The sequence below is a fragment of the Haliscomenobacter sp. genome, assembly GCF_040403615.1.
Lineage (GTDB): Bacteria > Bacteroidota > Bacteroidia > Chitinophagales > Saprospiraceae > Haliscomenobacter.
In genome coordinates, this window is the sequence record NZ_JBBAKG010000013.1 from 33,842 (window position 1) to 57,290 (window position 23,449).

20 protein-coding genes are annotated in these 23,449 nt (G+C 47.4%); 7 read left to right on the plus strand and 13 right to left on the minus strand.

What is annotated here, in order from left to right; translation table 11 throughout:
- Positions 1 to 97: 97 nt before the first annotated feature.
- The 7 genes from ABW391_RS06290 (at position 98) to msrA (ending at position 8,918) form a co-directional block, all read left to right on the plus strand.
- Positions 98 to 6,262, plus strand: a complete 6,165-nt coding sequence (locus ABW391_RS06290) for an alpha-2-macroglobulin family protein (protein ID WP_353480987.1) — start codon at positions 98 to 100, stop codon at positions 6,260 to 6,262.
- A gap of 54 nt (positions 6,263 to 6,316) precedes the next feature.
- The gene (locus tag ABW391_RS06295) at positions 6,317 to 6,733 is read left to right on the plus strand and encodes a XisH family protein (RefSeq protein WP_353480988.1); all 417 of its coding nucleotides are present in this window, start codon (positions 6,317 to 6,319) and stop codon (positions 6,731 to 6,733) included.
- On the plus strand, positions 6,721 to 7,059 hold the full coding sequence (locus ABW391_RS06300) for a XisI protein (RefSeq protein ID WP_353480989.1): 339 nt from the start codon (positions 6,721 to 6,723) through the stop codon (positions 7,057 to 7,059). Before ABW391_RS06295 ends, ABW391_RS06300 begins: the two co-directional genes overlap by 13 nt.
- Before the next feature lie 34 nt (positions 7,060 to 7,093).
- Positions 7,094 to 7,342 (plus strand): hypothetical protein, encoded by a 249-nt coding sequence (locus ABW391_RS06305; protein ID WP_353480990.1) that lies wholly within the window; start codon positions 7,094 to 7,096, stop codon positions 7,340 to 7,342.
- A 133-nt stretch (positions 7,343 to 7,475) separates the two neighbouring features.
- Positions 7,476 to 7,733, plus strand: a complete 258-nt coding sequence (locus ABW391_RS06310) for a hypothetical protein (protein ID WP_353480991.1) — start codon at positions 7,476 to 7,478, stop codon at positions 7,731 to 7,733.
- Positions 7,734 to 7,814: 81 nt separating this feature from the next.
- Complete coding sequence (locus ABW391_RS06315; RefSeq protein WP_353480992.1) at positions 7,815 to 8,054, plus strand: DUF433 domain-containing protein; 240 nt, start codon at positions 7,815 to 7,817, stop codon at positions 8,052 to 8,054.
- A gap of 177 nt (positions 8,055 to 8,231) precedes the next feature.
- Positions 8,232 to 8,918, plus strand: coding sequence for a peptide-methionine (S)-S-oxide reductase MsrA (msrA, locus tag ABW391_RS06320; RefSeq protein ID WP_353480993.1), 687 nt, complete (start codon positions 8,232 to 8,234; stop codon positions 8,916 to 8,918).
- Positions 8,919 to 9,060: 142 nt separating this feature from the next.
- Here msrA and ABW391_RS06325 read toward each other — a convergent pair whose 3' ends face one another.
- From ABW391_RS06325 to ABW391_RS06385, 13 genes are all read right to left on the minus strand, one after another.
- Positions 9,061 to 10,083 (minus strand): hypothetical protein, encoded by a 1,023-nt coding sequence (locus tag ABW391_RS06325; protein WP_353480994.1) that lies wholly within the window; start codon positions 10,081 to 10,083, stop codon positions 9,061 to 9,063.
- Between the two features lie 128 nt (positions 10,084 to 10,211).
- The gene (locus tag ABW391_RS06330; protein WP_353480995.1) at positions 10,212 to 10,940 is read right to left on the minus strand and encodes an esterase family protein; all 729 of its coding nucleotides are present in this window, start codon (positions 10,938 to 10,940) and stop codon (positions 10,212 to 10,214) included.
- A gap of 25 nt (positions 10,941 to 10,965) precedes the next feature.
- Positions 10,966 to 11,562, minus strand: a complete 597-nt coding sequence (locus ABW391_RS06335) for a GDSL-type esterase/lipase family protein (RefSeq protein ID WP_353480996.1) — start codon at positions 11,560 to 11,562, stop codon at positions 10,966 to 10,968.
- Positions 11,563 to 11,731: 169 nt separating this feature from the next.
- Positions 11,732 to 13,270 (minus strand): vanadium-dependent haloperoxidase, encoded by a 1,539-nt coding sequence (locus ABW391_RS06340; protein ID WP_353480997.1) that lies wholly within the window; start codon positions 13,268 to 13,270, stop codon positions 11,732 to 11,734.
- 43 nt (positions 13,271 to 13,313) lie between these two features.
- A complete protein-coding gene (locus ABW391_RS06345) occupies positions 13,314 to 14,240 on the minus strand; it encodes a transporter (protein WP_353480998.1) in 927 nt (308 codons plus the stop codon).
- 100 nt (positions 14,241 to 14,340) lie between these two features.
- The gene (locus tag ABW391_RS06350; RefSeq protein WP_353480999.1) at positions 14,341 to 14,886 is read right to left on the minus strand and encodes a hypothetical protein; all 546 of its coding nucleotides are present in this window, start codon (positions 14,884 to 14,886) and stop codon (positions 14,341 to 14,343) included.
- 126 nt (positions 14,887 to 15,012) lie between these two features.
- On the minus strand, positions 15,013 to 15,348 hold the full coding sequence (locus ABW391_RS06355; RefSeq protein WP_353481000.1) for a DUF5615 family PIN-like protein: 336 nt from the start codon (positions 15,346 to 15,348) through the stop codon (positions 15,013 to 15,015).
- Positions 15,329 to 15,556 carry a DUF433 domain-containing protein gene (locus ABW391_RS06360; protein WP_502916314.1) on the minus strand — a complete coding sequence of 76 codons (228 nt, stop codon included), beginning with the start codon at positions 15,554 to 15,556 and terminating at the stop codon, positions 15,329 to 15,331. Before ABW391_RS06360 ends, ABW391_RS06355 begins: the two co-directional genes overlap by 20 nt.
- A 181-nt stretch (positions 15,557 to 15,737) precedes the next feature.
- On the minus strand, positions 15,738 to 17,294 hold the full coding sequence (locus ABW391_RS06365; protein ID WP_353481001.1) for a glycoside hydrolase family 32 protein: 1,557 nt from the start codon (positions 17,292 to 17,294) through the stop codon (positions 15,738 to 15,740).
- A gap of 17 nt (positions 17,295 to 17,311) precedes the next feature.
- Positions 17,312 to 18,193 carry a carbohydrate kinase family protein gene (locus tag ABW391_RS06370; RefSeq protein ID WP_353481002.1) on the minus strand — a complete coding sequence of 294 codons (882 nt, stop codon included), beginning with the start codon at positions 18,191 to 18,193 and terminating at the stop codon, positions 17,312 to 17,314.
- Positions 18,194 to 18,211: 18 nt separating this feature from the next.
- Complete coding sequence (locus ABW391_RS06375) at positions 18,212 to 19,555, minus strand: sugar porter family MFS transporter (RefSeq protein WP_353481003.1); 1,344 nt, start codon at positions 19,553 to 19,555, stop codon at positions 18,212 to 18,214.
- Positions 19,556 to 19,677: 122 nt separating this feature from the next.
- Positions 19,678 to 20,733 carry a flavin monoamine oxidase family protein gene (locus tag ABW391_RS06380; protein ID WP_353481004.1) on the minus strand — a complete coding sequence of 352 codons (1,056 nt, stop codon included), beginning with the start codon at positions 20,731 to 20,733 and terminating at the stop codon, positions 19,678 to 19,680.
- Between the two features lie 34 nt (positions 20,734 to 20,767).
- Entirely contained in the window at positions 20,768 to 23,437 is a 2,670-nt protein-coding gene (locus tag ABW391_RS06385) for an alpha-L-rhamnosidase (protein ID WP_353481005.1), read from the minus strand.
- Positions 23,438 to 23,449 lie beyond the last annotated feature (12 nt).

Genomic DNA, 23,449 nt, shown 5'->3' on the forward strand with positions numbered 1-23,449 from the left:
GAAATAGTTAAGAAACGGAAACATTAAAAGCCCAGATCAATCATTTTTTGTGTAATTTTATACGTCTTTGCATCCGGTGCTAGATAAACATACCAAGATGAAAAACAATCGAAAATCACTAATCCAATGGACATTCCTAATCCTCACAAGTTTGCTGGTCATTCTGACGGGGTTTAGTAAAAACGTTTTTTCAAGCAAACGGCCAATGATCCTAAAAGACTATCCAAAAGAATGGAAACAGATCGACTCTCTGGAAAGCCAGGGGCTGCTGCGGTCTGCCCTCGAAAAAGTAGAGGCCCTTTACACCAGGGCCAAACAGGAAAAAGAATCCGCACAATTGCTCAAAGCCCTGATTTACCGCTGCAAGTACATCAACAACCTGGAAGAAAACGGTGAAGTACTGGCCATCAATCGTATGCGCGAAGAGCTGAATGCAGCCGATTTCCCCGAAAAACCCATCATTCAATCCATGCTGGGTCAATTGTACCAAAAGTACCAGGACGAAAATTACTGGCGTTTCAATGATCGCACCACGATAGAAGCATACAAACCCGCTGACCTGGCTACCTGGTCACTGGAACAAATTCAGGATGAAAGTGCCAAGCTTTACCTGGCTTCAGTTGAAGACCAGCGTTTGCGCAGCAGTACGCTCAAATCCCTGGATCCAATTTTGCTGCCCGGCATCAACACCGAAGGCCTGCGCCCTACCCTCTTTGATGTGTTGGCCCATCGCGCCATCGCACATTTCTCCAACTCCCGCAGTAGAATAGCTACTCCAGCCTACAAGTTCAACCTCGATTCGCCCCTGGCTTTTGCGGAAGCGGCCAGTTTTGTCAATGCCAATTTCCCCAGCAAAGACGAAGTTTCGTACCAACGCCGTGCCTTGCTCTTGTACCAGGAAGTGATCAAATGGCACCTGAAAGACGCCCAACCCGATGCCTTGATTGACGCGGATTTGTTGCGCCTCGATTTTGTCTACGAAAACGCAACTTTGCCCAACAAGGATGAATTGTACCTGGCGGCTTTGGTAAATTTGGGTAAAAAATACCCCACGCATCCTGCCTCTGCAGGTGCTGCCTACCGCACTGCGCAATATTATGCCTCAAAAGGACGCCAGTACAATGCCCAAGATAAAAATACCGAAAAATACCGCCTGGATCTGAAAAAGGCCAAAGCGATTTGTGAAGACTGCATCAAAATATTCCCCAAATCCAGTGGTGCAAAATCCTGCAAAAACCTGATATTCAGCCTACTCAATCGCAGCCTCAACCTGCAGTTGGAGGAAGTCAGCAGTCCGAAAAACCCGATCCTTATCCAGCTTGGTTTTCGCAACACCCCTAAGACCTTCATGCGCTTGGTGCTCCTTAGCCCCGAGCTACGCGACAAACACCGCAAATTGCGCCAAGAAGAAGGCGATGCTTTGCTGCGCAAAATCAAACCCTTGCGCAAATGGATGGCCACGCTACCCGATGATGGAGACCTTCAGGAGCACTTCACCGAAATCAAAACCGAGGGACTCGACCTGGGTTTTTATGCCCTCCTCGCCGCCGATGATGAAGCGATGGGCACCAAAGACAATCGCCCGGCGATTGCGTTTTTCCACGTGTCCAATTTTGGCATCCTGACCCGCAACGACGATACCGGCGCCTTAAACCTGGTGGTAGTCAATCGCGAAACGGGCGAACCTATTTCTGGCGTCGAAGCCACTTTCTTCAGCAATGAATACAACCGCAGCTCGCGGGTTTACGAGGACAATGAAATTGGCAAAGGAAAAACCGATCAGGATGGATTCATTTCTTCCAACATCCGCGATCGTTCCATTCGGGTGCGTTTCACCCAAGGTAAAGACCAATTGTACCTCAACGACAGTTATTACAGCTACAGCCGGGAAATTCGGGAAGACATTACCCAACATACCCACTTTTTCCTGGATCGCGCCATCTATCGCCCCGGCCAAACAGTATATTTCAAAGGCATTGCTGTAGAAAACCGCAGCAACGAGAAGCCAGTTATTTTGGCCAATACCAAAGTCACCGTAACTTTTTTTGACGCCAACCAACAGGAAATTGAACGCAAGGAATTGGTCTCCAATGCCTACGGATCTTTCAACGGTACTTTTGTAGCCCCTCCTGGAGGCTTGCGCGGGCGCATGAGCCTGATCAGCAGCATTGGCGCTTCTTCCACTGGTTTCAACGTCGAAGAATACAAACGCCCTACGTTTGAAGTGGCACTGAAGCCATTGGAAGGCGAAGCCAAACTCGACGAGCAAATCACCGTAAAAGGAGAAGCAACGGCCTTTGCTGGAAACAACATCACTGGAGCGAAGGTGACCTACCGCGTAGTACGCCAAACCCGCATCCCCTGGTGGATGATGTGGCGCTGGGGTGGTTTTTGGCCAGGCAAATCTGAAGAGCAAGAGATTGCGCTGGGTGAAACCCAAACCGACGACCAAGGAAAATTCAGCGTAAGCTTCCAGGCGCAACCCGATCGGGATGTAGCACCTGCGGATAAACCAGAGTTTCAGTTTACGGTATATGCCGATGTAGTGGACATCACGGGTGAAACCCACTCCAGCGAGCGCAGCGTAACCATTGGCTACGTGACCCTCAACGTGGATTTGAATTTGGCCGAAATCATGGATCAATCCAAGACCCAGCACCTGGGCATTGACACCAAGAACCTGGATGGTCAGTTTCAGGCTGCCGCTGGCAAGATCAAGATTTACGGCCTGCAAGGCCCCACCCAGCCCTACCAAAACCGCTTGTGGGAAGCACCTGATCGCCCCAGCATCCTGGAAAAAGATTTCCGTGCCAGCTTCCCTACCCTACCCTTTGGAAAGGAAGATCAGCCCGCCAACTGGCCCAAACAAGACTTGATCCTGGAAAGCAATTTCAATACTGCCCAAAACGATAGTCTGGCGCTTCCGATGAGCCAACTCGCTCCTGGTCATTATGCTGTAGAAATCAGTACCCAGGACGCTAAGGGAGAGAAAATCGAGTTTACGAAATACTTCCAGACCTACAATAGCCAAACCAAACAGGTAGCTGCCAATACCATTTTTTGGAAAGATTGGGCCAAGGTCAAAATTGAACCCGGTGAAATGGCCAATCTGTTGTTGGCCTCTGGTGTGAAAGACCTGAAAATACTGATCGAAACCGAAAAGAACAGCCGCATTCGCACCCGCAAATGGGTCAATCTAAAAGGCTGGTTGGAAGAAAGCTACACCGCCAAAGAAGCCGATCGCGGCAACATTCAATACCTGTTGGCCTATGTTTGGAAAGGCCGCGCTTACAGCGACAACCTTACGCTGGAAATCCCCTGGAGCAGCCAGGAACTGAAAGTGGAATACCAGAGTTTCCGCGACAAGCTCAAACCTGGTCAGGACGAAGAGTGGCGTTTGCGCATCAGTGGCCCCAAAGGCGAACAAGTAGCTGCTGAAATGGTAGCCGCACTGTACGATGAGTCACTGGATCAATTTGCTGCCAATTCCTGGTCGATGTGGCCATTCAGCACTCAGGACTATTCGGCGTACCGCTGGGGCAATCAGGCTTTTAGTGCGGTATCTGCCAATTACTACCTGTCTACCCGACAGGAAAATGAGACCGGGAAAGCTTATCCTCGCCTGAATTGGTTCGGCTACATTTATGATGGCGAAGAAGGCGATTTTCAAATGGCCGGTCGCCCCCGGAGAGCGATGATGCGCAGCGCACCTGGTGCACCCATGATGGATTCGGCAGGGGCTCAAGAGTATTCGATGGCGGCACCTAGTGCCATGGCATCCGAAAAATCAATGGTAACGGATCCGGTAACTTACAAACAAAAAGAAGAAGTTTTAAAAAAGGATCTTTCCGGAAACGAACCTGAACCCAAAACCAACAAACCCGCACCAGCTGATTTCCAGCCCCGCACCAACCTCAAGGAAACGGTCTTTTTCATGCCTGAATTGGCCACGGATGCCAGCGGCGCGATTGTCATCAAATTCAAGATGAACGAGGCGCTGACCCGTTGGAAATTCCTGGGCTTGGCGCATACCAAAGACCTGAAAATTGGCAGCACGACCCGCTCGGTAGTGACCCAAAAAGAATTGATGGTTCAGCCCAACGCACCACGTTTCTTGCGCGAAGGCGATGAGATAGAATTTACAGCCAAAGTGAGCAACCTGAGTGGCCAAGCCCTCAACGGCACTGCTTCCCTGCAATTGTTTGATGCCGTGAATGGCCAGGCCATCGACGTGGCTTTTGCGAACACCAATAGCTCGAAAGCATTCAATGTCGCAATCGGGCAATCTGCGCCCTTGTCCTGGAAGTTGAAAATCCCCGTAGGCGGTGCCAGTGCGGTGACTTACCGCGTGATGGCATCTGCGGGCACCTTCAGCGATGGAGAGGAGAATGCTTTGCCTGTATTGAGCAACCGCATGCTGGTGACCGAAACGCTGCCCTTGTTTGTACGCAGCAAACAGACGCGCAATTTCACCCTGGCTTCCATGGCAGAAGGTTTCAAGTCGAACACCCTGCAACCCCATCAGTTTACGTTGGAATTCACTTCCAATCCGGCCTGGTTGGCAGTCAAGTCATTGCCTTACCTGATGGAGTACCCACACGATTGTTCAGAGCAGATTTTCAGTCGCTTCTACGCCAATACCCTGGCGGCACACGTGGTGGATCAACACCCCAAGATCCGCATGGTGTTTGACAAATGGAAAAATTCCGCCACTGCCCTGCAAAGCAACCTGCGGGCCAATCAGGAACTGAAATCAGTACTTCTGGAAGAAACGCCCTGGGTACTGGAAGCACAAAGTGAAGAAAAACAACGCCAACAAATCGCCATCCTCTTTGACCTCGACCGCATGGCCAACGAAGAAGTGGCGGCACTGGGCAAACTCCGCGAGCGCCAAATGGCCGACGGAGGCTGGAGCTGGTTTCCCGGCGGAACTGGCAGTTGGTACATCACCCAACACCTGGCTGCGGGTTTTGGTCACTTGGCTGCACTGGGCGTAAAACCCAAGCTGGCCAGCGATGAAATGTCCCTGAAAGCCATTGAATATTGCGACAAACAAATCGCCGAAGCTTATGCGGATCTGAAAAAAGCGGAACGGGAGAAACGCCTGAAACTGTCGGACGATCACCTCGGCGACATGTACATCCACTACTTGTATACCCGCAGTTTTTATGCCAAAGCCAACTTTAGCAAAGAGGCCAGCGAAGCGCGCAACTACTTCCTGCAACAGGCCAAAACCTATTGGAACAAGAAGGGCAATTACGCGCAAGGCATGCTGGCACTGGCCCTGCACCGCTTTGAAGACAAAACCACACCTGCCCAAATCGTCAAGTCACTAAACGAACGCGCCATCCGCTCCGAAGAGCTGGGCATGTACTGGAAATCGCCCGCAGGCTACTACTGGTACGAAGCACCGATCGAAACACAGGCACTGATGATTGAACTCTTTGCCGAAGTGGGCAAAGACGACAAAGCGGTAGACGAGCTGAAAGTGTGGCTGCTGCGCAATAAACAAACCACCCATTGGAAAACCACCAAGGCTACTTCCGAGGCGATCTACGCCCTGCTAGTGACCCAAGGCAAGGTAGACATGCTGGCGGACGCGCAACAGGTGAAAATTGACTTCAAACAACTGAAAGACAAAGTTGCTGTAGCCACCATTGGCAAAGCGCAAAACGACGCCGAACCAGGCACTGGCTACTTCAAAACCTCCTGGAAAGGCAAAGACATCCAACCCGGCATGGAGCAGGTAACGGTGAGCAATCCCAACGCTGGCATCTCCTGGGGCGCGATGTACTGGCAATACTTCGAGCAACTGGACAAAATCAAAGGCTTTGAAGCAACGCCACTGACGCTGCGCAAAAAACTCTTCAAAGAGGAAAAAACGGCCACCGGCCCGAAATTGCGCGAAATCACCGCCACGGAACCCCTACACCCTGGCGACAAACTGATCGTAAGGGTAGAACTGCGCTCCGACCGCGACATGGAATACATCCACCTGAAAGACATGCGCGCCTCGGGCTTCGAACCGATGAACGTACTCAGTCAATACAAATACCAGGGCGGCCTGGGCTACTACGAAAGCACCGGCGACGCTGCAACGCACTTCTTCATCGATTACCTGCGCAAAGGGACTTATGTGTTTGAATACCCACTGCGGGTGGTGCACAAAGGGGCTTTTTCGAATGGCATCAGTAGCATTCAGTGCATGTATGCACCGGAGTTTAGTAGCTTTTCGAGTGGGGAAAGGGTTGAGGTGAAGTAGGAGAGCTTGGTTCTTAATAAAAACTCCACTATTTTTGAACAATAATGTATCAATATGCCGAAACGAGATTATTATCACCACGAAATCAGTAAGGCTTTTGAAAAGGATGGTTGGACTGTAACCGACGACCCTTTACAAGTATTGTGGGAAGATCGGTTACACTTCCCCGATCTTGGGGTGGAGCGAGTAATTGCGATTGAAAGAGGAAAAGAGAAATTGGCCGTAGAAATTAAAAGTTTTTTAGGCCAAAACTTCTCTCATGACTTTTACGAAGCAATGGGGCAATACGACAATTACTATTTTGCATTAGCAGAAGTCCAACCTGACAGGGAAGTTGTTTTGGCTATCTCAAGCATTACTTATGAGAAATTCTTCCAAAAGAAATTTGTCGTTCGATTGATGGAGTTGAAAAAAATTCCTTTGGTAGTGATCGATGTTGAAAAAGAAACAATTCAGTTATGGATAAGATAAATCAATATCAAGAAGCAATTCTGTCCTTGCTGACAGATTATTCCCAGTTTGGAAAACCTGGCGCAGGACTGGAAACGCAAATTATCGCCGATAAAGAAAGAAATCACTTCCAATTGCTGACTGTTGGCTGGCAGCATAACTCAAAATTTGTTTATGCCATCGCTTTTCACCTGGACATCAAAGATGGTAAAATTTGGGTGTATCAAAACAACACTGATGCCATGATTGGTGACGAATTGATGGAAAGAGGGGTGGATAAAAATGATATTGTACTGGCATTTCATGCGCCATCAGAGCGGAAGTATACGGGGTTTGCGGTGGCGTAGGAAATTCCCAGGTTGGATCAAAATCTAGCGCATTATGGCAAAGATAAAGGCACTCATTCGATTTGACTGGTTTGTAAAATTCTTTCAAAAAGAGAAGAATGAGGCTTACTATAAGAACTTGCGCGAAGAAAATTCCTGGGCACGGACACTTAGGGCGGAACTCAGAGCAGCGAAAAAAGAGCAGGCACTGGATATTGCCCGAGAGATGAAAATGGAAGGTGAACCTGTTGAGAAAATTAAGAAATATACGGGGCTGAGTGACGACGAGATTGAGGGATTGTGAAAGGGCTAGTTATCTAAAGGTAGGTCATTGAATTTGTTCATTATTGCCTTAATTCAAAGTTATGTCTGAAGCAGTATTGTATCAATCGGTTCTGCAAAAACTGGGGCAACTTTCTCCGCAAAAATTGGTAGAGTTGGATGCGTTTTTGGCGGTTTTGGTAAAGAAACAAACCAAGGGTGTCGAGTCTGTTGCAAATGGGAAGAACCCGGTGGATCAATACTTTGGAGCCTGGAAGGATTGGGATGATGAAGAGTTTCAATCTTTTTTAGGCATGGCAAATGTTCAGGACATTAAAAAGCCAAAATTTGGTTTTGGAAAGTACAAAGTTGAAATCAGCGATGATTTTGATGCGCCATTGGAGGACTTTAAAGATGAAAGTATTGCTGGATAGTCATACCTATTTTGGGTAAAGGTTGAGAAATCTCGACTAAGCACCCCAAGCATTGTTAATTTTGAAACTTGTTTACTAAAAATGTTGCAATTCGAACACATTACGACTAATCCCAAAATTTTGGGTGGTAAACCAATCATCAAGGATACCCGCATCAGCGTGGAATTTATTCTGGAGCTTTTGGCTTCGGGGACGGCGGTGAAGGATATTGTGGAGGCTTATCCGCATTTGTCGGAGGAGGCGGTGAAGGAGGTTATATTGTATGCGGTATTCCAGCTTAAAAGCAATGTCTTCATTGATATCCCATTGAATGCTTCATGATGTTTTCAGAATTCAAGATCCTCTGTGATGAAAACATTCATCCTGATGTTGTTGATTACTATTAAATATCTGTACTGCCTCATAACCTCCCCACCCTTCAACCATTTCAACCTGCCCACTGTTGTTATTTAACTACTGATTGACCCAAGCACCAACTTTCATCCAAACCAAAATTCAATGAAAACGATCCATATTGTATTGCCCTTTTTAATCATTTTGAGCCTAAGCTCCTGCGGACAAAAACAAGGGTTTCCAAGCTCCAAATCTTCAGCAGCTGTACGCGCAGCTGTAAAGATCCCTCCGGCTGAATTGGCCAAATACCACAAGGCTGTTTTTGCGGCGGGCTGTTTCTGGTGTGAAGAAGCGGTATTCGAAAGCATTCAGGGTGTGGCCGAAGTCATTTCGGGTTATGCGGGCGGCACCACTAAAAACCCGACTTATGAGCAAACGGGCACTGGAACAACCGGACACGCAGAATCGATTGAAGTGTATTACGACACCACCGTGATCGATTACAAAACCTTGCTTCGGGTGTATTTTGCCTCGGGAGACCTGACCCAGGTGAATGGCCAGGGGCCAGACGTTGGATCACAATACCGCTCCATAATTTTTTACAAAAACCCGGTAGAAAAAGCCTTGGTGGAAAATTATATTGCTACACTCAACGCCTCCAAAAAGTACAAGCGCCCGATTTCCGTAGATGTGGTTCCATTTACCGAATTTTGGGTGGCTGAAGATTACCACCAGAATTATGTGCCACAGCATCCTGAAAATCCGTATGTGCAAAATGAGTCCATTCCAAGGTTAAAGCGAGCACAGGCGCAACTGAGTGATTTGCTAAAACCAGGGTTAGTGCAGCATTGATTTCAGGGTTTCCAACCAAAAGATAGCAAGAGGCATTGGTACTAGAGTCAGCAGAAATGACTTAAATCAGCAACCCAAAAAAGTTATGAGTTATGAGCACCAACTCATAACTCATAATTCATAACTCATAATTCACAACTTCTTACTTCGCTCCAGTGTAATTTTTGCAATCCACTTTAAAGTCGATGAAGTACTGGTTGTTGGTTTCGCTGATTTCAGCAATTTTCAAGCCTGGATCAGCAATTCCACCTAGGTAGAAGCCTCGTCCACAGTAGTTGTGCAAATCAACCATTGGCAATTGCAAACCGCTCAGGTAGTATATATAAGAAGCACCAGGGGCAAGGGTTTTGGTGTTGGAAATCCGGCCACCGATCACCAGTTTGTCTTCAGGAAACTGACCCGCAACTGCCAGCGGTGCATAAGCCATAGGGGCAGCAGTGTTGGAAGAAGTGATGATGTCGACCATGTAGCCATTGACGGGATCAGAATCCGTTCCAATTGCGGGTGCGCCACCAATGTTTTTCACTTCTACTTTCAAGTCGGAAAAAGTCAGGCCTGGGCCGCCTACTGGGTTGGCCAAAGCCATGTAAGAGATAACCAAATCAGGGCGAGGCGCAGTGGTTGGGCCATCACAAATGATTTTGAAGCGGGTAAAGTTCGTGTTGTCGACTTCATTGGTTTCTGCTACTTTTTTGCCTGGGTCAATCACGCCACCGAGCGCAACATAACCCATTTGACAAGGTTTGACCATTACTTTAGGTAGAGGGAAGCTCAGGGCAAAAGTCTGTTGCATACCAGGGGCAAGGGTAGGTGTGTTGCTGTGGCGTCCGCCAATCACCAACATGTCTTCCTGAAATTCATAAGGGGCAGGAACCGCGGCAAAAACAATGGGTGCAAAAGCATCAGTAGACAAAACAGCGTCCAACATGTAGCCTTTGGTGGCGTCATCAAGAGTACCAATGGCTTTTGCGGAGCCAATGTTCTTGAAAGTAATTTTGCAGTTTACCGTTTCGCCCAAAACATATGTTGCTTTATCAGTGACAACACTGGTGACAACCAGGTTTGGCGCAGCAGCAGTTAGACCTAGCCCGTCCTGTGCGGAAACTGAAATCATGGGAAGCAAAGCAACTAATGTCAACAATGAATTGATGCATAGCTTTTTCATAGGGATATGTGTTTTTTGGTTAAAAAGTTTTTAATGTACCTGTTGTACATCCCTATGTGTGGCTACACCAGGAGGGCGTTCCAGCGTTTGCAGATTTTTTTGAAATTTTTTCTAAAGTCAGGATTCAACTACAAATACAACTGTACCATTTTGCGCCAATACCGAGCGCGGTGTGCTTCGCCATCCCAGATATGGAGGGCATGAGGGATGTCTTTAGCAGCAAGCGTTTCGCTCATGTGCTGATTGCTGCCCAAAAAAACGTCCTCCTCTCCTACCGCCATGATGATCTCCAACTTGCGGATGGCTTCAAGTTGTTGATCTTCGTCCAGGTTAGGCATATAATGACTGGGTGTGATGAAATACAGGTCTTCATCGTAGTAACCCTCCAACAAATCCTGAAAAACCCCAACTGGGGTAGTCAGGTCATACCGCCCACTCATGGCCACCACTTTGGCAAAAGACTGGGTGTATCTGAAAGCAAAATTTAAGGCATGATAGGCCCCAAAGCTACAGCCTGCCGACATAAGATAGGGATTATCGTTTTTTTCAAGGCTCATCGGCACTATTTCCTCCATGATGTATTTTTCATACTGCAAGTGCCGTTCGATGCGCCCACGGGGCCGGCGCCAATAGGAATAGAAGCTTTCTTGATCTACGCTGTCCACGCAATAGATTTGCAACCAGCCCTGCTCAATTTTTTCAGCAATAGCACCAATCACCCCCCAGTTTTCGTAATCGTAATACCGCGCCATCCTTGTTGGAAAAAACAAGACCCTTGCTCCGCTGTGCCCAAACACCAGGAGTTCCATGTCGCGATGCAAATTGGGGCTAAACCAGCGGTGGTATTCTCGGTGCATTTTACGTGTTTTGAGTTGTGTCGGTCTATAGCAGGGGGACAGGATATTGAAGTAAATGTTCTTTCCAGCACTGATACCCCAATGGGCTCAAATGCAGGCCGTCTGGCTCAAAAAGACTGGGGTCAGGGCGGCCATTTTCGCCAAGCATGGCATCAAAGATGTTTACAAAATGGTAATTTCCACCGCGCGCAAGCAACTCCTTTTCCACCAGTTGATTGGTGTATTTTATGTTTTCCACAATGTTCCAGCGCTTGATGCTGGGCTTGATGGAAATGAATGCGAATGGTATGTCTCCGAATTGCTCATGCACTTTGGCCAACAATTGTAGAAAAAACCCGAACACCTCTTCAGGATTTCGACCATCACCCAAATCGTTGTCGCCGCCATAAAAAATCATGGATTTCGGCTGATGCGATACCATCACTCTTTCAAAAAACCACACGCAAGCGGCCAGTGTAGAGCCTCCAAAACCCAAATTGACTACGTTTCGGTTGGGGAAATCCTGTCCTAAAGTTTTCCATTGGGTAATGGAAGAGCTTCCGTAAAACAATACTTCGTCTTGGTGCGCCACTTGATCGCGCTGATGCTCTAGCCTCTTAATTTCTTCTTCGTACCAAATCATTTACACAAGCTTTCTTTTGCAATTGGGCGTAAAATTAGTTTTCTCAAAATCAACATTGAGACTTTATACATTAAGTTTAGGTTTATTTTTTTGAGATCGACGTTCAGATCGACGTTTACTAAACTTTTGAAGTTTAGTAAACGTCGATCTGAACGTCGATTGTTAAAATCTATTCTGCCCCATCTTTTTTAGCCCGGTTCACAGCATACACTGCCACTTTTTTTCCTTGTGCCAAACCAGCCTCCGCATCAAAGCGGTAGTGGATACCGCCATAGATCCGGGATTCGGCTGCTTCGCGGGCCCAAGTCTGGCATTGCTGCGCTTCTTCTGGAAAAATATAAGACAGCACCTCTGCTCCTGCCGCAGAAAAAGTGCTGTGCCCAGAGGTATAAGCCGGGAAGTTGGGTGTCCCCAGGATCGTTTTAAACCCAGGAATGGCCTGGATCGGTCTGGGATAATGGTAATAATACTTGGTATCCCAGCAACTGATCCCCGCATCCATAATGGCCATGTTCATGTAAGCCAAGGTGCGCGCTGAGCGCAAGGGATTGAACTTGTATTTGATCAAAAAATTCTTGGCAAAGCGATTCCAATGCCCTGGAGGCGTATAGGTGTTCAAGCCGTCCGACCACCAGTTGGCGATTTTGCGTTGCTCGATAGTCAAATTCTTGGTGATGTCCTGCAATTCCTGTACAGCAACGTTGAATTCTGCCGAGCCTGGCTTAGGCGGTACAGGAGATCTTACCTCTTCCACCATAGGCACGTTCCACATTCTGACTTTGCCAAACAGTGGGGTAAGACCAACTGGTCGGGTTGGGGTTTCCTGATTGTCCCATTGCCAGCCAAAACGATTGAGTGCAGCAGCTTTGATGGAATCAGACACCGCTCTGGGCGTCTGTGCTTTTTTCATGCCATCACTTCCCGCTCTTTGCAAGGCAACTTTTGCAACCTCCGAACCAATAATTGCCCCCGCGTCCAGATCACTTTGTACGTTTACTCCAGCCCAGGTCAAACAAACCATGTTCTCGTTGGCTTTGGCAATCAGGTAATCTTTTTCAAGGGGGAACATCGCGATCAGGATGTCTCTGGAAGCCGCGGCAACCACCGCACCATCGGCAGGATAGGCGGGCAATGCGGTTTTGGCATACGCCGGAACAATCGAATTGTCTACTTCATATGGTGCTTTCCGGTTGTACTTGAATTTGTAATTCCAGGCGCTGATCAGGCCATCAAATTGTGCCACACTCAGGTAAGCCAAAGCTCTACAGGTGTACGGCGGATGCGAATACGGAAACAAAGGGTACTTGCCGGGATTGGCCGCATCCGGTACTGGATAAGACCCGTCCGCATTCGGTTCTGGAATCAGGTTGTATTTGGTGGACAGTTCCAAGGCAATTTCGTTCCAGCGCAAAATGGGGTTGTTGGTCCAATAGGCAATTTTCTCGCGTTGCGCACTGCTCAAAGTGGACATGGCCAATTTTACATTGTTCAATTCAGCTTTGTATTCGTCTGAAGTCACTTCTTTCGGCGCAGGGATCACAATTTGGCTTGCTCCCGAAAGGAGTATTGGTTTCCAACTGCCTCCTTTTTCGTCAATGCCTGCAAAGGCATAATCGGTGTAATCAGCACGGGTAAGCAATTCTTTCTCGCAAGAAAGACCAAACAACAAACCCAAAGTGAGGACGATAAAAATGTATTTATTTTTCATAATGAAAATGCATTTGATGAGGTGAACTAGTGAGTTCCGGTGTTCAGATTTTGAATTGATAGGTGATGCCAAAACCGTAGTTTTGAAACTGGCCCATGTTGCGGCCATGAATCATTTTGGAATAATAGGCGATGGCGCCAAAACCATGAATCGACTTAATGTTCTTAAAGTAGTACTGCGCAAAAAATCCCACCTGATCCACCTCTACCTTGTTGGTTGGTTGGGGCGAATTGTAAATGCGAATGTCGTCGCCACTGGTCGACCGCAATCCCATGTAATTGGCCTCGATTTTCAGGCTGCTGTTGAACAACCAGGTTCCTACGGAGCAATTATAGTTCAAGGCATTTGGTACATCCATCCACTGTGAATAATAGGCTCCATTGTTGTAGTAAAAATTGCGCTCTACCTTGGTTTGGCCGCGCCACAGGTGTGCTGCCGCCCCACGAACATAAATTCCGTTGTCGAAGCGGTATTGCAAAATGCCACGCAGACTCCATTCATTGGTACCCAAGCCCAGACTAAAAGGCTGGTAATCGGACAAGTAATTCGACACTGGTGTACCAAAACCACCAGTAGCCAAAAAGGAGATTTTCCCAGGCCCTACTTGTTGATTGAAAATTTCACCTTTGATGGCAATGTTCAAGTCCTGGATGCCACCAACGCCTTTCAATTGACCACCAGTAGCCTCGGTCTGGATGTAGGGCAAGGTGGCAATCAGGTTGATTTTGTTGGTAATGCCATAGGCAACCATTGAGGTCGCGGCTTTTTTGGAAAAGGTACCAATGTTGGCGTTGCTTCTAAGGCGCGCCCCTTCCCAGTATTGATCCCAGGAACCTGCATCGTACAGCAGGGCAACACAAAATTCGCGCTTTTGCATCAATAGATCGTCGCTGGGAGTTTGGGCTTTTAGTGCGCTCAAATAGGCTATAGATAGTACAAGGAGAAATATCCGTATAAGGTGATTTTTCATCGGAATTGAAATTAGAAAATAGAGAAATTACCTTGTAGAAGCGCGAAGTAGCGCTTTACAATGTTTAAACAAACGTAAAGAAGTGGCGAATGCCAAGGGGTTATGCGCCTTGCGGTGGCGGCTTAGGAGTGGAGTGGTCAGACAAATCGATCAAGCCCACAAAATTTTGGGGCTGAGCAGTTTTTGTGTGGTCAACAACAATTGGGTTAATAACTATAAGTGCATGTTCTTCAAAGTAAAAATCGGAGAAATAGCGCTCCGTGAAGGTTTTAGGTGCAGAACGGTCTTCTTGGTTTTGTTGGGCATCGACTTTGTACTCGTGTCGGGTACCATTTGGCGATTTGGAGTCTACGGTATAGTAGTTCGTTTCGCCATTTTCTTCGTCTGAAAAAAGGAAAGGCGCACCGTAGCCCATCCCTTGTATCACTTTGATGTCTTCTTTTTTCTGAATTTTGATGTGGGCGGTAACGCCAAGTTCCGCTTTCATCTTTTGGGCAATGGCGGTTTCTTTGGCGTCCATGATCGACTCGATCCGGGCAGTGTACACCACATGAATGAACACACGGCCTCCCACCCACTGCATAAAGATCAGTAGAATGAATAGCCATGCGCAGATGGGCCGCAATGTTTGCCTGAATTGGTTCACCGCACTTCGTTTATTTATGAACGAACCATGAAACAGCATTTGCCGTTTGGCTGCAAGAACGGAATAATCTTAAAAAATGCAAAGGGATGGCGGTATTTATTTTGGGTAGGCAGGGTGAAACCCCTTTTAGCGTAAATCAATTTCTATAATTTTCGCCTCCCTATCTGCTGATAAAATAACTTCCTCAATCCTCGTGACAAATTGAACGAGGGTCTTGTAACGATTGTCAAACGTTTTAATAACAATTAATTTTACAGGATATTTATCTAGATTTTGTTGATTTTTAAGGTTTTTATCGGCAGTCATTAAATATTCGAAACCTGCTTCAAGCATTGAACGAATTAGATCTCCATTCTTTTTTTCTGCCCAGCCCATATCATGTACTGATGTGACTTCAAGTTCAGTAGAAAAATGTTTCACCAAAGGCCGTGGCAAATTTTCATCAAGCAAGATTTTCTTCATAGGTATTGAAAGTGAGGTAAGCCTGCATCAAGTTAATCAAACTCAAGACTTGTTCTTTCTGAACAGAAGGAAAATCATTTAGAAACTCTTCGATGGTATCTCCATTTTTAAGATAATCGAAAAGAATTTTGATTGGGACGCGTGTTTTTGAAAAAACAGGCGTCCCACTTTGAATCTCGGCTGAGATGGTAATGATGTCTGCAATCATTTTGATACTTTGATTACAAAAATAAACATTTAATCACGAAGAATGACGCAAAAAATTACTTCCCGATTTTTTGAGCCGCTTTTGATTAGGAAGCTCACTTGAAATGAACCGTTCGATTTCCTATTCAAAACCCAAAATCGAGAAGTTAATTTTTCTGCTTAAGAATCCAGTTTTGGTTTTATCAACGCCAAATCCCCTTCAATTGCCAGATCTGCCCTTTCAACAACTCCACTTTTCCGCCTTCAGAAAACAAGGAGATCGAATCAAAGGGTTGGCTTGGGAAAAACAAATCGGTCAGTACTACCTTACCTTGGTCTGCAAAAAGTTCTACAGAAGAAACATCCAGCAGGAGGCGTATTTGCACTTTTCGATCAGCGCTTTCCCGTACCGCAAAATGCTCCGCCTTGGCAAATTCTTTGGAAAAATCAGCGTTCCCCGCTTGTCTGCGGTCGCTGAAAAAGCGCTTTTGGGCAGCGTCCAGGCCGATGCGGTATTTTTCTCCGGCGGCATTGCGCAATTCGATGCCCCAGATAGCTTTTTGATCGGCAGGCAGCATGACTTCCAGTTCTACTTCAAGTTGAGCTGGAGACAAGTCACTTTTTTTGCCAAGATCCAATGTCCCGGAAAGCGATTGTGCGGGTATGTTGTAAGTTTTGGCGCGCAATTTGGCCAAACTGGCCACCGGTTGGGCGCTCAGTCGCAAACCATCGGGCGTTTGTACCAATTTCATCTCACGGGGCAAGGTGTTGGCGCTGCGCCAGGCTTGAGTTGGCACGCTGGTTGCGTACTGCCAATTGCTCATCCAGCCCAAAAACAAACGGCGGCCATCCGGGGCATTTGACCAGGTGACGCCAGCGTAATTGTCGCGGCCCCAATCTACCCACAACACTTTATCTGCTGGGTTGCTGTTGCTGAAGGTTTTTCCATCAAAATCTCCCACAAAGTACTGCGTGGCCGAGCCACCATTAGGGCCGCCACTGCCGATGCTTTGGAGCAACACCCATTTTTCGGTTTTGGTACCTTCTACTTTGATCGGAAAGAAATCGGGGCATTCCCATACGCCGCCGTGATTGCCCTGTTTTTCGCCAAAATCACTCAGAAAAGTCCAGTCTTTGAGGTTGGGCGAAGTGTAAAACTGGACTTTGTTTTGTGCAGCCAATACCACGATCCACTTTTTAGAAGGCTCATGCCAGATCACTTTGGTATCCCGAAAATCGCGGATGCCCGGATTGGGAATGACGGGGTTGCCTGCGTATTTGGTCCAGGTACGGCCCTTGTCCAGGCTATACGCAATGGATTGGCTTTCTACATCGACCCTTTGGGCTTTTTCGTGATCCATGTTGTGGTGCGTAAACATGGCTACCAGTGGCACGATTCCGTTTTTTCCAAAACCGCTGGTGTTTTTCCAATCTACTACCGCACTTCCTGAGAAAATCAAGCCCAACGAATCAGGATACAGCGCAATGGGCAGATTGCTCCAATACACCAAATCTTTGCTCACTGCATGCCCCCAGTGCATAGGCCCCCAAACATTGTCTTTGGGGTAATACTGGTAAAAGAGGTGGTATTCACCCTCGTAGTACACCATTCCATTGGGGTCGTTCATCCACATTTGCGGTGGAGAAAAATGGAATTGGGAGCGGTGAGGCTCGTGGTAATGGTTGGTTTGGGCGTTTAAACCGTCAATTGTAACCAGGATGAACAGTATAAAGTGAATGAACTGCTTTGCAATCTTCATAGATAAATTTTATAGACTCATTTTTGAATAAGACCCTGCAATTCCTCCAACGAAATCACTGGTGTTCCTCCCTTATGCGTAGCGGTCAGCGCGCCCATGCCACATCCGAAAGCCAGGTTTTGGGGTGCGGCGTTGCCTTCCAGTAAGCCGTGCAGAAAACCCGCCAAAAATGCATCGCCACTGCCTACCGTGTCTTGAACCATCACTTTGAAACCCATATGCTCGCTGAACTGTTGGCCATCGAAATAAATGGCCCCCTTGTCGCCCCGGGTTTGCATGATGCCTTTCAGGGAGAAACGTTTGACGAGTCCTTCCATCTGATCCATGTCGTTGCCGGCCAGTCCGAACCATTTGCTCAACAAGATCAATTCTGCATCGTTGAGCTTCAGGATGTCGGCTTCAGCGCCTAATTCATCGATTAACTCGGGACTGTAAAAAGGAGTGCGCAAATTGACATCAAAAACCGCAGTTTTCACCTGAGGCAAAAGGTTGAGCAAGGTTTGTTTGCTGTGTGCATTGCGGCAGGCCAAACTGCCGTATACCAAGATTTTCACTTCTTTGGCCAATTTTTCCAATTGGTCATTCAGGCCAATATAGTCCCAGGCCGAAGGCTGCACGATCTCGTAACTGGGTTGCCCCGCAGCCGTCAACCTGACATTGACGACCCCAGTGGGGTATTCGGCGTCGATTTGAATGGTCGATACACCTACCCCTCGGGCATCCAAAAAACGCAGGATGTTGTTGCCCAAATCATCCATGCCCACGCTGCTGACCATGGCAACGCGATGCCCCAGGTTGTTTAACTGACAAGCAACATTCATGGGTGCTCCACCCGCTACTTTGCCACTGGGAAGCAAGTCCCACAATACTTCTCCAAAACAGGCGACTTGTGTTTTCATAAAATCCAAACTGATAAATTAGTGCTTAAAGGAAGCAGGTGTCTCGGCAGACATGCTGTCCCCCAGTTCTTCCAAAGATTTGCCTTTGGTTTCGGGCATTAAGAAACGAACAAAAAGCAATTGCAACACCATCATCGCAGCAAAAAACACAAACACTTTGCCGGGTCCAAACTGGTTGGCGATGTATGGGAAAATATTGGCAATTATGGCCGCAAAAATCCAGTGGGTAAAGCTGCCGAGGGATTGTCCCGCTGCTCGAATTTGAGTAGGAAAAATCTCTGAAATGAACACCCAAATCACTGCACCTTGCCCAATGGCGTGCGCTGCGATGAACATAAACAGATAAAGGGTAATTCCTCCAAAAGACTCAGTAATGAAGGCAAAGGCAATCAAAGACAAGGAGACGATGTAACCAAAGGAACCGATGTACATCAAAAGCTTGCGGCCATAGCGATCGATCAGCGTAATGCCAATCATCGTAAAAATCAGGTTGACCACCCCAATTCCGGTAGAAGACAACAAAGCCGTAGCTACTTTTTGTCCCGCCAATTCAAAAATGCGCGGCGAGTAATAAATCACTGCGTTGATACCCGAAACCTGATTGAAAAAGGCAAAAAGGAAGGCCAGCATAATCGGCCGATAGTGGTTTTTTGAAAAGAAGGGTTCTTTGGTTGCAGCCCGGTTACGCTGTGCATTTTTTAAAATGCTGTTCAGTTGCTCTTCTGCGGTATAAGGGTCAATGCTGTCCAAAATTTGGCGGGCTTGAACCAGGTCGTTTTTCTTGACAATCAACCAGCGTGGGCTTTCGGGTACAAACAATACTGCAATTAGAAAGGCCAACGAAGGTACTGCAATCCAGCCCAACATAATCCGCCAAGAACCATCACCCCCCAGGCTCTGAATCAAATAATTGGACAAATAGGCCACCAAAATCCCAAACACGATATTGAATTGAAACATGGCCACCAAACGCCCTCTTGACTTGGCAGGCGCAATTTCGCTGATGTACATCGGCGCAGTTACCGAAGAAGAACCAATGGCCAAACCGCCCAAAAAGCGGAATACAATAAACGTATTGACATCTGGTGCCAGCGCTGATCCCAGCGATGAAACCACAAACAGTATCCCAATGATGAACAGGGTGCGCTTTCGCCCCAGCCGATCGGAGGGAATACCGCCCAACAAAGAGCCGAACACAGTGCCCCACAACGCCATCGCCACCGCCAGGCCATGGGTAAAATCATTCAGGTTCCACAATTTTTGAATTGCCTGTTCAGCCCCGGAAATTACCGCTGTATCGAGACCAAACAAAAAACCGCCCAACGCCGCTACGACAGACCATAGCAAAACTTTATTTTTCATTTTTCAAATTTTATTTGTTTGGTAAAAGTAGTATTTTCTTACTCAAGCTGGCTATGCATTGATATTTTGTAAAAAATGAAATTAGCGGTTGGTATTCAACGAAAACAGTTTTGAAATTTGAGCTATTCCATTAATTGTAAAATTTGTGTTGCGGAATCCATGCCACTCCGTACCGCCCCATCCATGTAACCTGGAAACGCAGACGCTGTTTCGGTGCCTGCAAGAATCAACTTACCTTCAAAACACGCCGCTCTTAGGATCGCGTCACCATTGTTTTGGTGGGGCAAAATATACCCGGAGTATGGCGCAAAAGTTTCTGGTTCATACTGCCAGGCACAATCAGAATAAGTCAGGTAGTCCTGCGCTTCTTTGCCAAAGTATTTGACTAATTGTTGCAAAACAAGGTTTTTGCGCTGTTCCTGACTCGCTCCATGAAAAGCGCCACCCATGAATCCCTTCAAGGCAAAGTGAGATGCTTCCACATTGGAATGGTCGTACAGTTCGGAAATGGGGCCAACATTGCTAAACACCGAGCCAGAGTAGCCATTTTCGCGCCAAAAAGCCCGTTTGTAGGTAATGGCCACTTTGATGGATTCCCCCATCCAGGTATGGGTTTGTTTGGCTTTTTCCACCAAATCAATCGGCAATTCAGGAGAGAAATTAATGTTTTCCACCAATAATTTAGGTGGGATGGTTGACACAAGTACATCACAGGAAAAATGCTGTTTTTCACTTTCTAATACAAAGCCCCCATCCTTGTAGTCCACTTTTTGAATGCGCTGGCTCAATATCAGCTGCGTTGAATCCAAATGGCTCAACAACTTGGCAATAAGTGCATTACTTCCCCCTGCTATCCGAAAATTGGGTGCTTGGTTCGGCAACAAAAAAGGCTGAGGTGGCGAAGTAGAAATAGGCTCATAAAAGGTCAGTCCTTGCAGAAATTGTTCGAAAAAAGGAATTTGCAATTCCGCCAAAAGTGCCAATAAGGCCTCGTGTTTTTCCCCAAACCAGGTTGCCCCCATTTCTACAGGGGCTTGTGCTTCGTTGTACAATGTATGAATGCGGCCGCCAGGACGATTCCGTGCCTCTATCAGGGTTGCTGATATGCCTGCTTTTTTGAGTTGGTAGGCCAACGTGAGGCCGGTTAAGCCAGCCCCCAAGATCGTTATTCTTTTCATTGATTGAATTGTATGCCTAGCTCGGCAGGAGAAGTCATTTTATCAAAAAATCGTAACTCCCCGCTTTTAACTGCTTTGTAAAATATTTTTTTGATTCCGAAACCAGGATTTGCCCTTTATTTGAAACCTTTTGTCCGATTTCCAAATCCAGCCTCAAAGTCGCAGTACTATTAGCAGGCACAATCACCTCGTATTCAATACCTTTTGCTGTTTTCTTCCAACTCGACAACAGTTCTCCCTGCGGTGTTTTAAAGCTGGCGCTAAACTGCTCCAATCCCGCCACAAAATGGGGCTGCAACAGGATGTTTCTGAACCCTGGTGAACCTGGATCGGGTTTGATTCCACCCAGCGCTTTGTAGTACCAGGCTCCAATTTCACCAAACATGATGTGGTTCATCGAGATGTCCGATTTGGCGTCGATGGGCCAGTTTTCGTACAAGGTTGTTGCTCCGTTTTTGATCCACCAGCCCCAGGAGGGGAAGTCTTCCTGTGCCGCCATTTGGTAGGCCAAGTCAGCGTAGCCATTGTCGCTGAGGGCATTGAGGATGGTTTTGGTGCCCAACAAGCCGACATCGAGGTGCACATTGTCGGCTTTTACGCGTTGAGCCAGATTGGCTGCCACTTTGGCTTTCAGTTCAGGCGGTACGATTCCCCAATGCAGGGGTGCGCTGAGTTCGGTTTGGGTGCCATTTCCGTAAATTCCTTTTTCAACGTTGAGGTACTTGGCGTTGATGGCAGTTTTGATTTGTTGGGCCAGGGCGGTGTATTTTTCATAGTCCGCAGTTTTATTTAACAATTTTGCGGCTTTCGCCAAAATCGTTGCATCGGTGAAGTAATAGATCGATGAAGTCAATTCAACCGGAGCCTTGGATTTGACCGGCACCCAATCGCCCAATCCCCAGGTGGTCAACCCATTGGAGCTGCGGGCAGTAATGGCCTCCACATAACGCTTGATGTTGTCGTAACAGTCGCCCAGCAATTTGGTATCGCCATAAAACAGGTAGATGTTCCAGGGAATGATGGCCATACTGCTCGTCCAATCGGGGCCATTGCCCCATTCGTAACCCCAACCACTGGTGGGAATGATCGAAGGCAATACGCCGTTGGGTTGCTGTTCATCGCGGTGATCCGCCAGCCATTTTTCATATACAGTAATGCCGTCGAAATTGTACAGTCCAGTTTCGCTGGCGATGTGGGCATCCCCGGTCCACCCATTCTTTTCGCGTTGGGGGCAATCGGTCGGGTAGCCAAAGAGGTTGGAAAGGTAAGAGTTGTTGGCAGCGTACCAGATTTTGTCCAAAGTTGGATTGGAAGATTGAACTTGTCCCAGCACCGGCAAATCAGAGTGCATGAAATAGCCCTTCAAACTGGCCGCTGTCAAGGCAATCGGGCGATTGGCAGTTACCTCCACATATTGAAAGCCTTTGTAGTTGAAGCGGGGTTTGAAGCTTTCCTCGCCTTCGCCTTTAAGGATAAAAATATCGGTTTGGAATGGGTCTGAATCGTCAGTGGGTCGGTAGTGTACATCGATATTGGACAGATCAGCCCTACCCTGCTCGTTGAGGAGTTCGGAATGTTTGAGCCGAATGCGCGTTCCTGAGGCGCCGTTCACTTTGAGGCTACTCACCCCGGAAATATTGCGCCCCAAGTCAAACAAGTAGGTAGTATCGTTGATTTTGCTCATTTTTTTCACCGCGATTTCTTCTACGTCGCGAATGGGGTGCATGAGTTGGGAGACGACATTGGTAGAAGGAGCAGCCCGAAACGTGACTTCTTTCCATTTGGAATCATCAAAATTGGGCAGGTGCCAACCTGCTTGTTCGAGGCGGGCATCGTAGTGCTCGGCGGTATAAATGCTGTTGAAAATCACAGGGCTTAAGTCCGTTTTCCAGTCTTTGCCCGTCCGTATGGTCTCCGTAGTGCCATCGGTGAACGCAATGCGCAAATCCAGACAAAAGGTAGGCCGATTTCGCCAGGGGGCTTCGTGAAAAAACCAAACCGCAGTTGATTGGTGGTTGTACCAGCCGTTGCCCAGCAATACACCGATGGCATTTTGGCCATTTTGGAGTTGGGCAGTCACATCGTGGGTGACGTACAAGGTACGGCGATCAAAACGGGTATACATGGGATCCAGGCGTTGATTGCCAATGCGTTGACCATTGAGGTACAATTCGTACAAGCCTGCCACCGCAATGTAAGCACGGGCAGATTTTATTTTTTTTGTGACCCCAAAAGCCTTTCGAAAATACGGTGCTGGTTTGAGGTTGACATCGCGTCCATCCGAAATCCAACTGCCTTGCCAATTGGATGCCTGCAACATGCCCATTTCAAAACTACCGATATTTGCCGTTGACTTTTGTCCATCGCTTCCCCACACGGCCACCGTCCAAAAGTATTTACGGAAAGCTTGCGTAGGTTTCCCGGTGTAAGTTTGCAGCGTTTGGTTGGACGAAATTTTACTTGATGTCCATTCCAGCCCTTTGCCCTGCAACAAGCCGAGAGAATCTGTTCCAACCCAAATTTGATAAGCAATTTGTGCTGCACCTTGGCTAGAATCATCCAATTGCCAACTCAGGCGCGGCGCAGCGACATCTACTCCGATGGGGTTGATGAGGTATTCACAGCGCAAATTGATCGGTTTGGCCACGCCAAGGGTGGAAACCAAGACAAGCCAGGCACAGGTTGCAATGAAGGAAGTACGCATGTTGATAGAGCT

Excerpts from the sequence above, each read along its gene's own strand:
- ABW391_RS06290 (WP_353480987.1), top strand. The coding sequence starts at position 98 with ATGAAAAACAATCGAAAATCACTAATCCAATGGACATTCCTAATCCTC.
- ABW391_RS06295 (WP_353480988.1), top strand. The coding sequence starts at position 6,317 with ATGCCGAAACGAGATTATTATCACCACGAAATCAGTAAGGCTTTTGAA.
- ABW391_RS06300 (WP_353480989.1), top strand. The coding sequence starts at position 6,721 with ATGGATAAGATAAATCAATATCAAGAAGCAATTCTGTCCTTGCTGACA.
- ABW391_RS06305 (WP_353480990.1), top strand. The coding sequence starts at position 7,094 with ATGGCAAAGATAAAGGCACTCATTCGATTTGACTGGTTTGTAAAATTC.
- ABW391_RS06315 (WP_353480992.1), top strand. The coding sequence starts at position 7,815 with ATGTTGCAATTCGAACACATTACGACTAATCCCAAAATTTTGGGTGGT.
- msrA (WP_353480993.1), top strand. The coding sequence starts at position 8,232 with ATGAAAACGATCCATATTGTATTGCCCTTTTTAATCATTTTGAGCCTA.
- ABW391_RS06325 (WP_353480994.1), bottom strand. The coding sequence starts at position 10,083 with ATGAAAAAGCTATGCATCAATTCATTGTTGACATTAGTTGCTTTGCTT.
- ABW391_RS06330 (WP_353480995.1), bottom strand. The coding sequence starts at position 10,940 with ATGCACCGAGAATACCACCGCTGGTTTAGCCCCAATTTGCATCGCGAC.
- ABW391_RS06335 (WP_353480996.1), bottom strand. The coding sequence starts at position 11,562 with ATGATTTGGTACGAAGAAGAAATTAAGAGGCTAGAGCATCAGCGCGAT.
- ABW391_RS06340 (WP_353480997.1), bottom strand. The coding sequence starts at position 13,270 with ATGAAAAATAAATACATTTTTATCGTCCTCACTTTGGGTTTGTTGTTT.
- ABW391_RS06345 (WP_353480998.1), bottom strand. The coding sequence starts at position 14,240 with ATGAAAAATCACCTTATACGGATATTTCTCCTTGTACTATCTATAGCC.
- ABW391_RS06355 (WP_353481000.1), bottom strand. The coding sequence starts at position 15,348 with ATGAAGAAAATCTTGCTTGATGAAAATTTGCCACGGCCTTTGGTGAAA.
- ABW391_RS06360 (WP_502916314.1), bottom strand. The coding sequence starts at position 15,556 with ATGATTGCAGACATCATTACCATCTCAGCCGAGATTCAAAGTGGGACG.
- ABW391_RS06365 (WP_353481001.1), bottom strand. The coding sequence starts at position 17,294 with ATGAAGATTGCAAAGCAGTTCATTCACTTTATACTGTTCATCCTGGTT.
- ABW391_RS06370 (WP_353481002.1), bottom strand. The coding sequence starts at position 18,193 with ATGAAAACACAAGTCGCCTGTTTTGGAGAAGTATTGTGGGACTTGCTT.
- ABW391_RS06375 (WP_353481003.1), bottom strand. The coding sequence starts at position 19,555 with ATGAAAAATAAAGTTTTGCTATGGTCTGTCGTAGCGGCGTTGGGCGGT.
- ABW391_RS06380 (WP_353481004.1), bottom strand. The coding sequence starts at position 20,733 with ATGAAAAGAATAACGATCTTGGGGGCTGGCTTAACCGGCCTCACGTTG.
- ABW391_RS06385 (WP_353481005.1), bottom strand. The coding sequence starts at position 23,437 with ATGCGTACTTCCTTCATTGCAACCTGTGCCTGGCTTGTCTTGGTTTCC.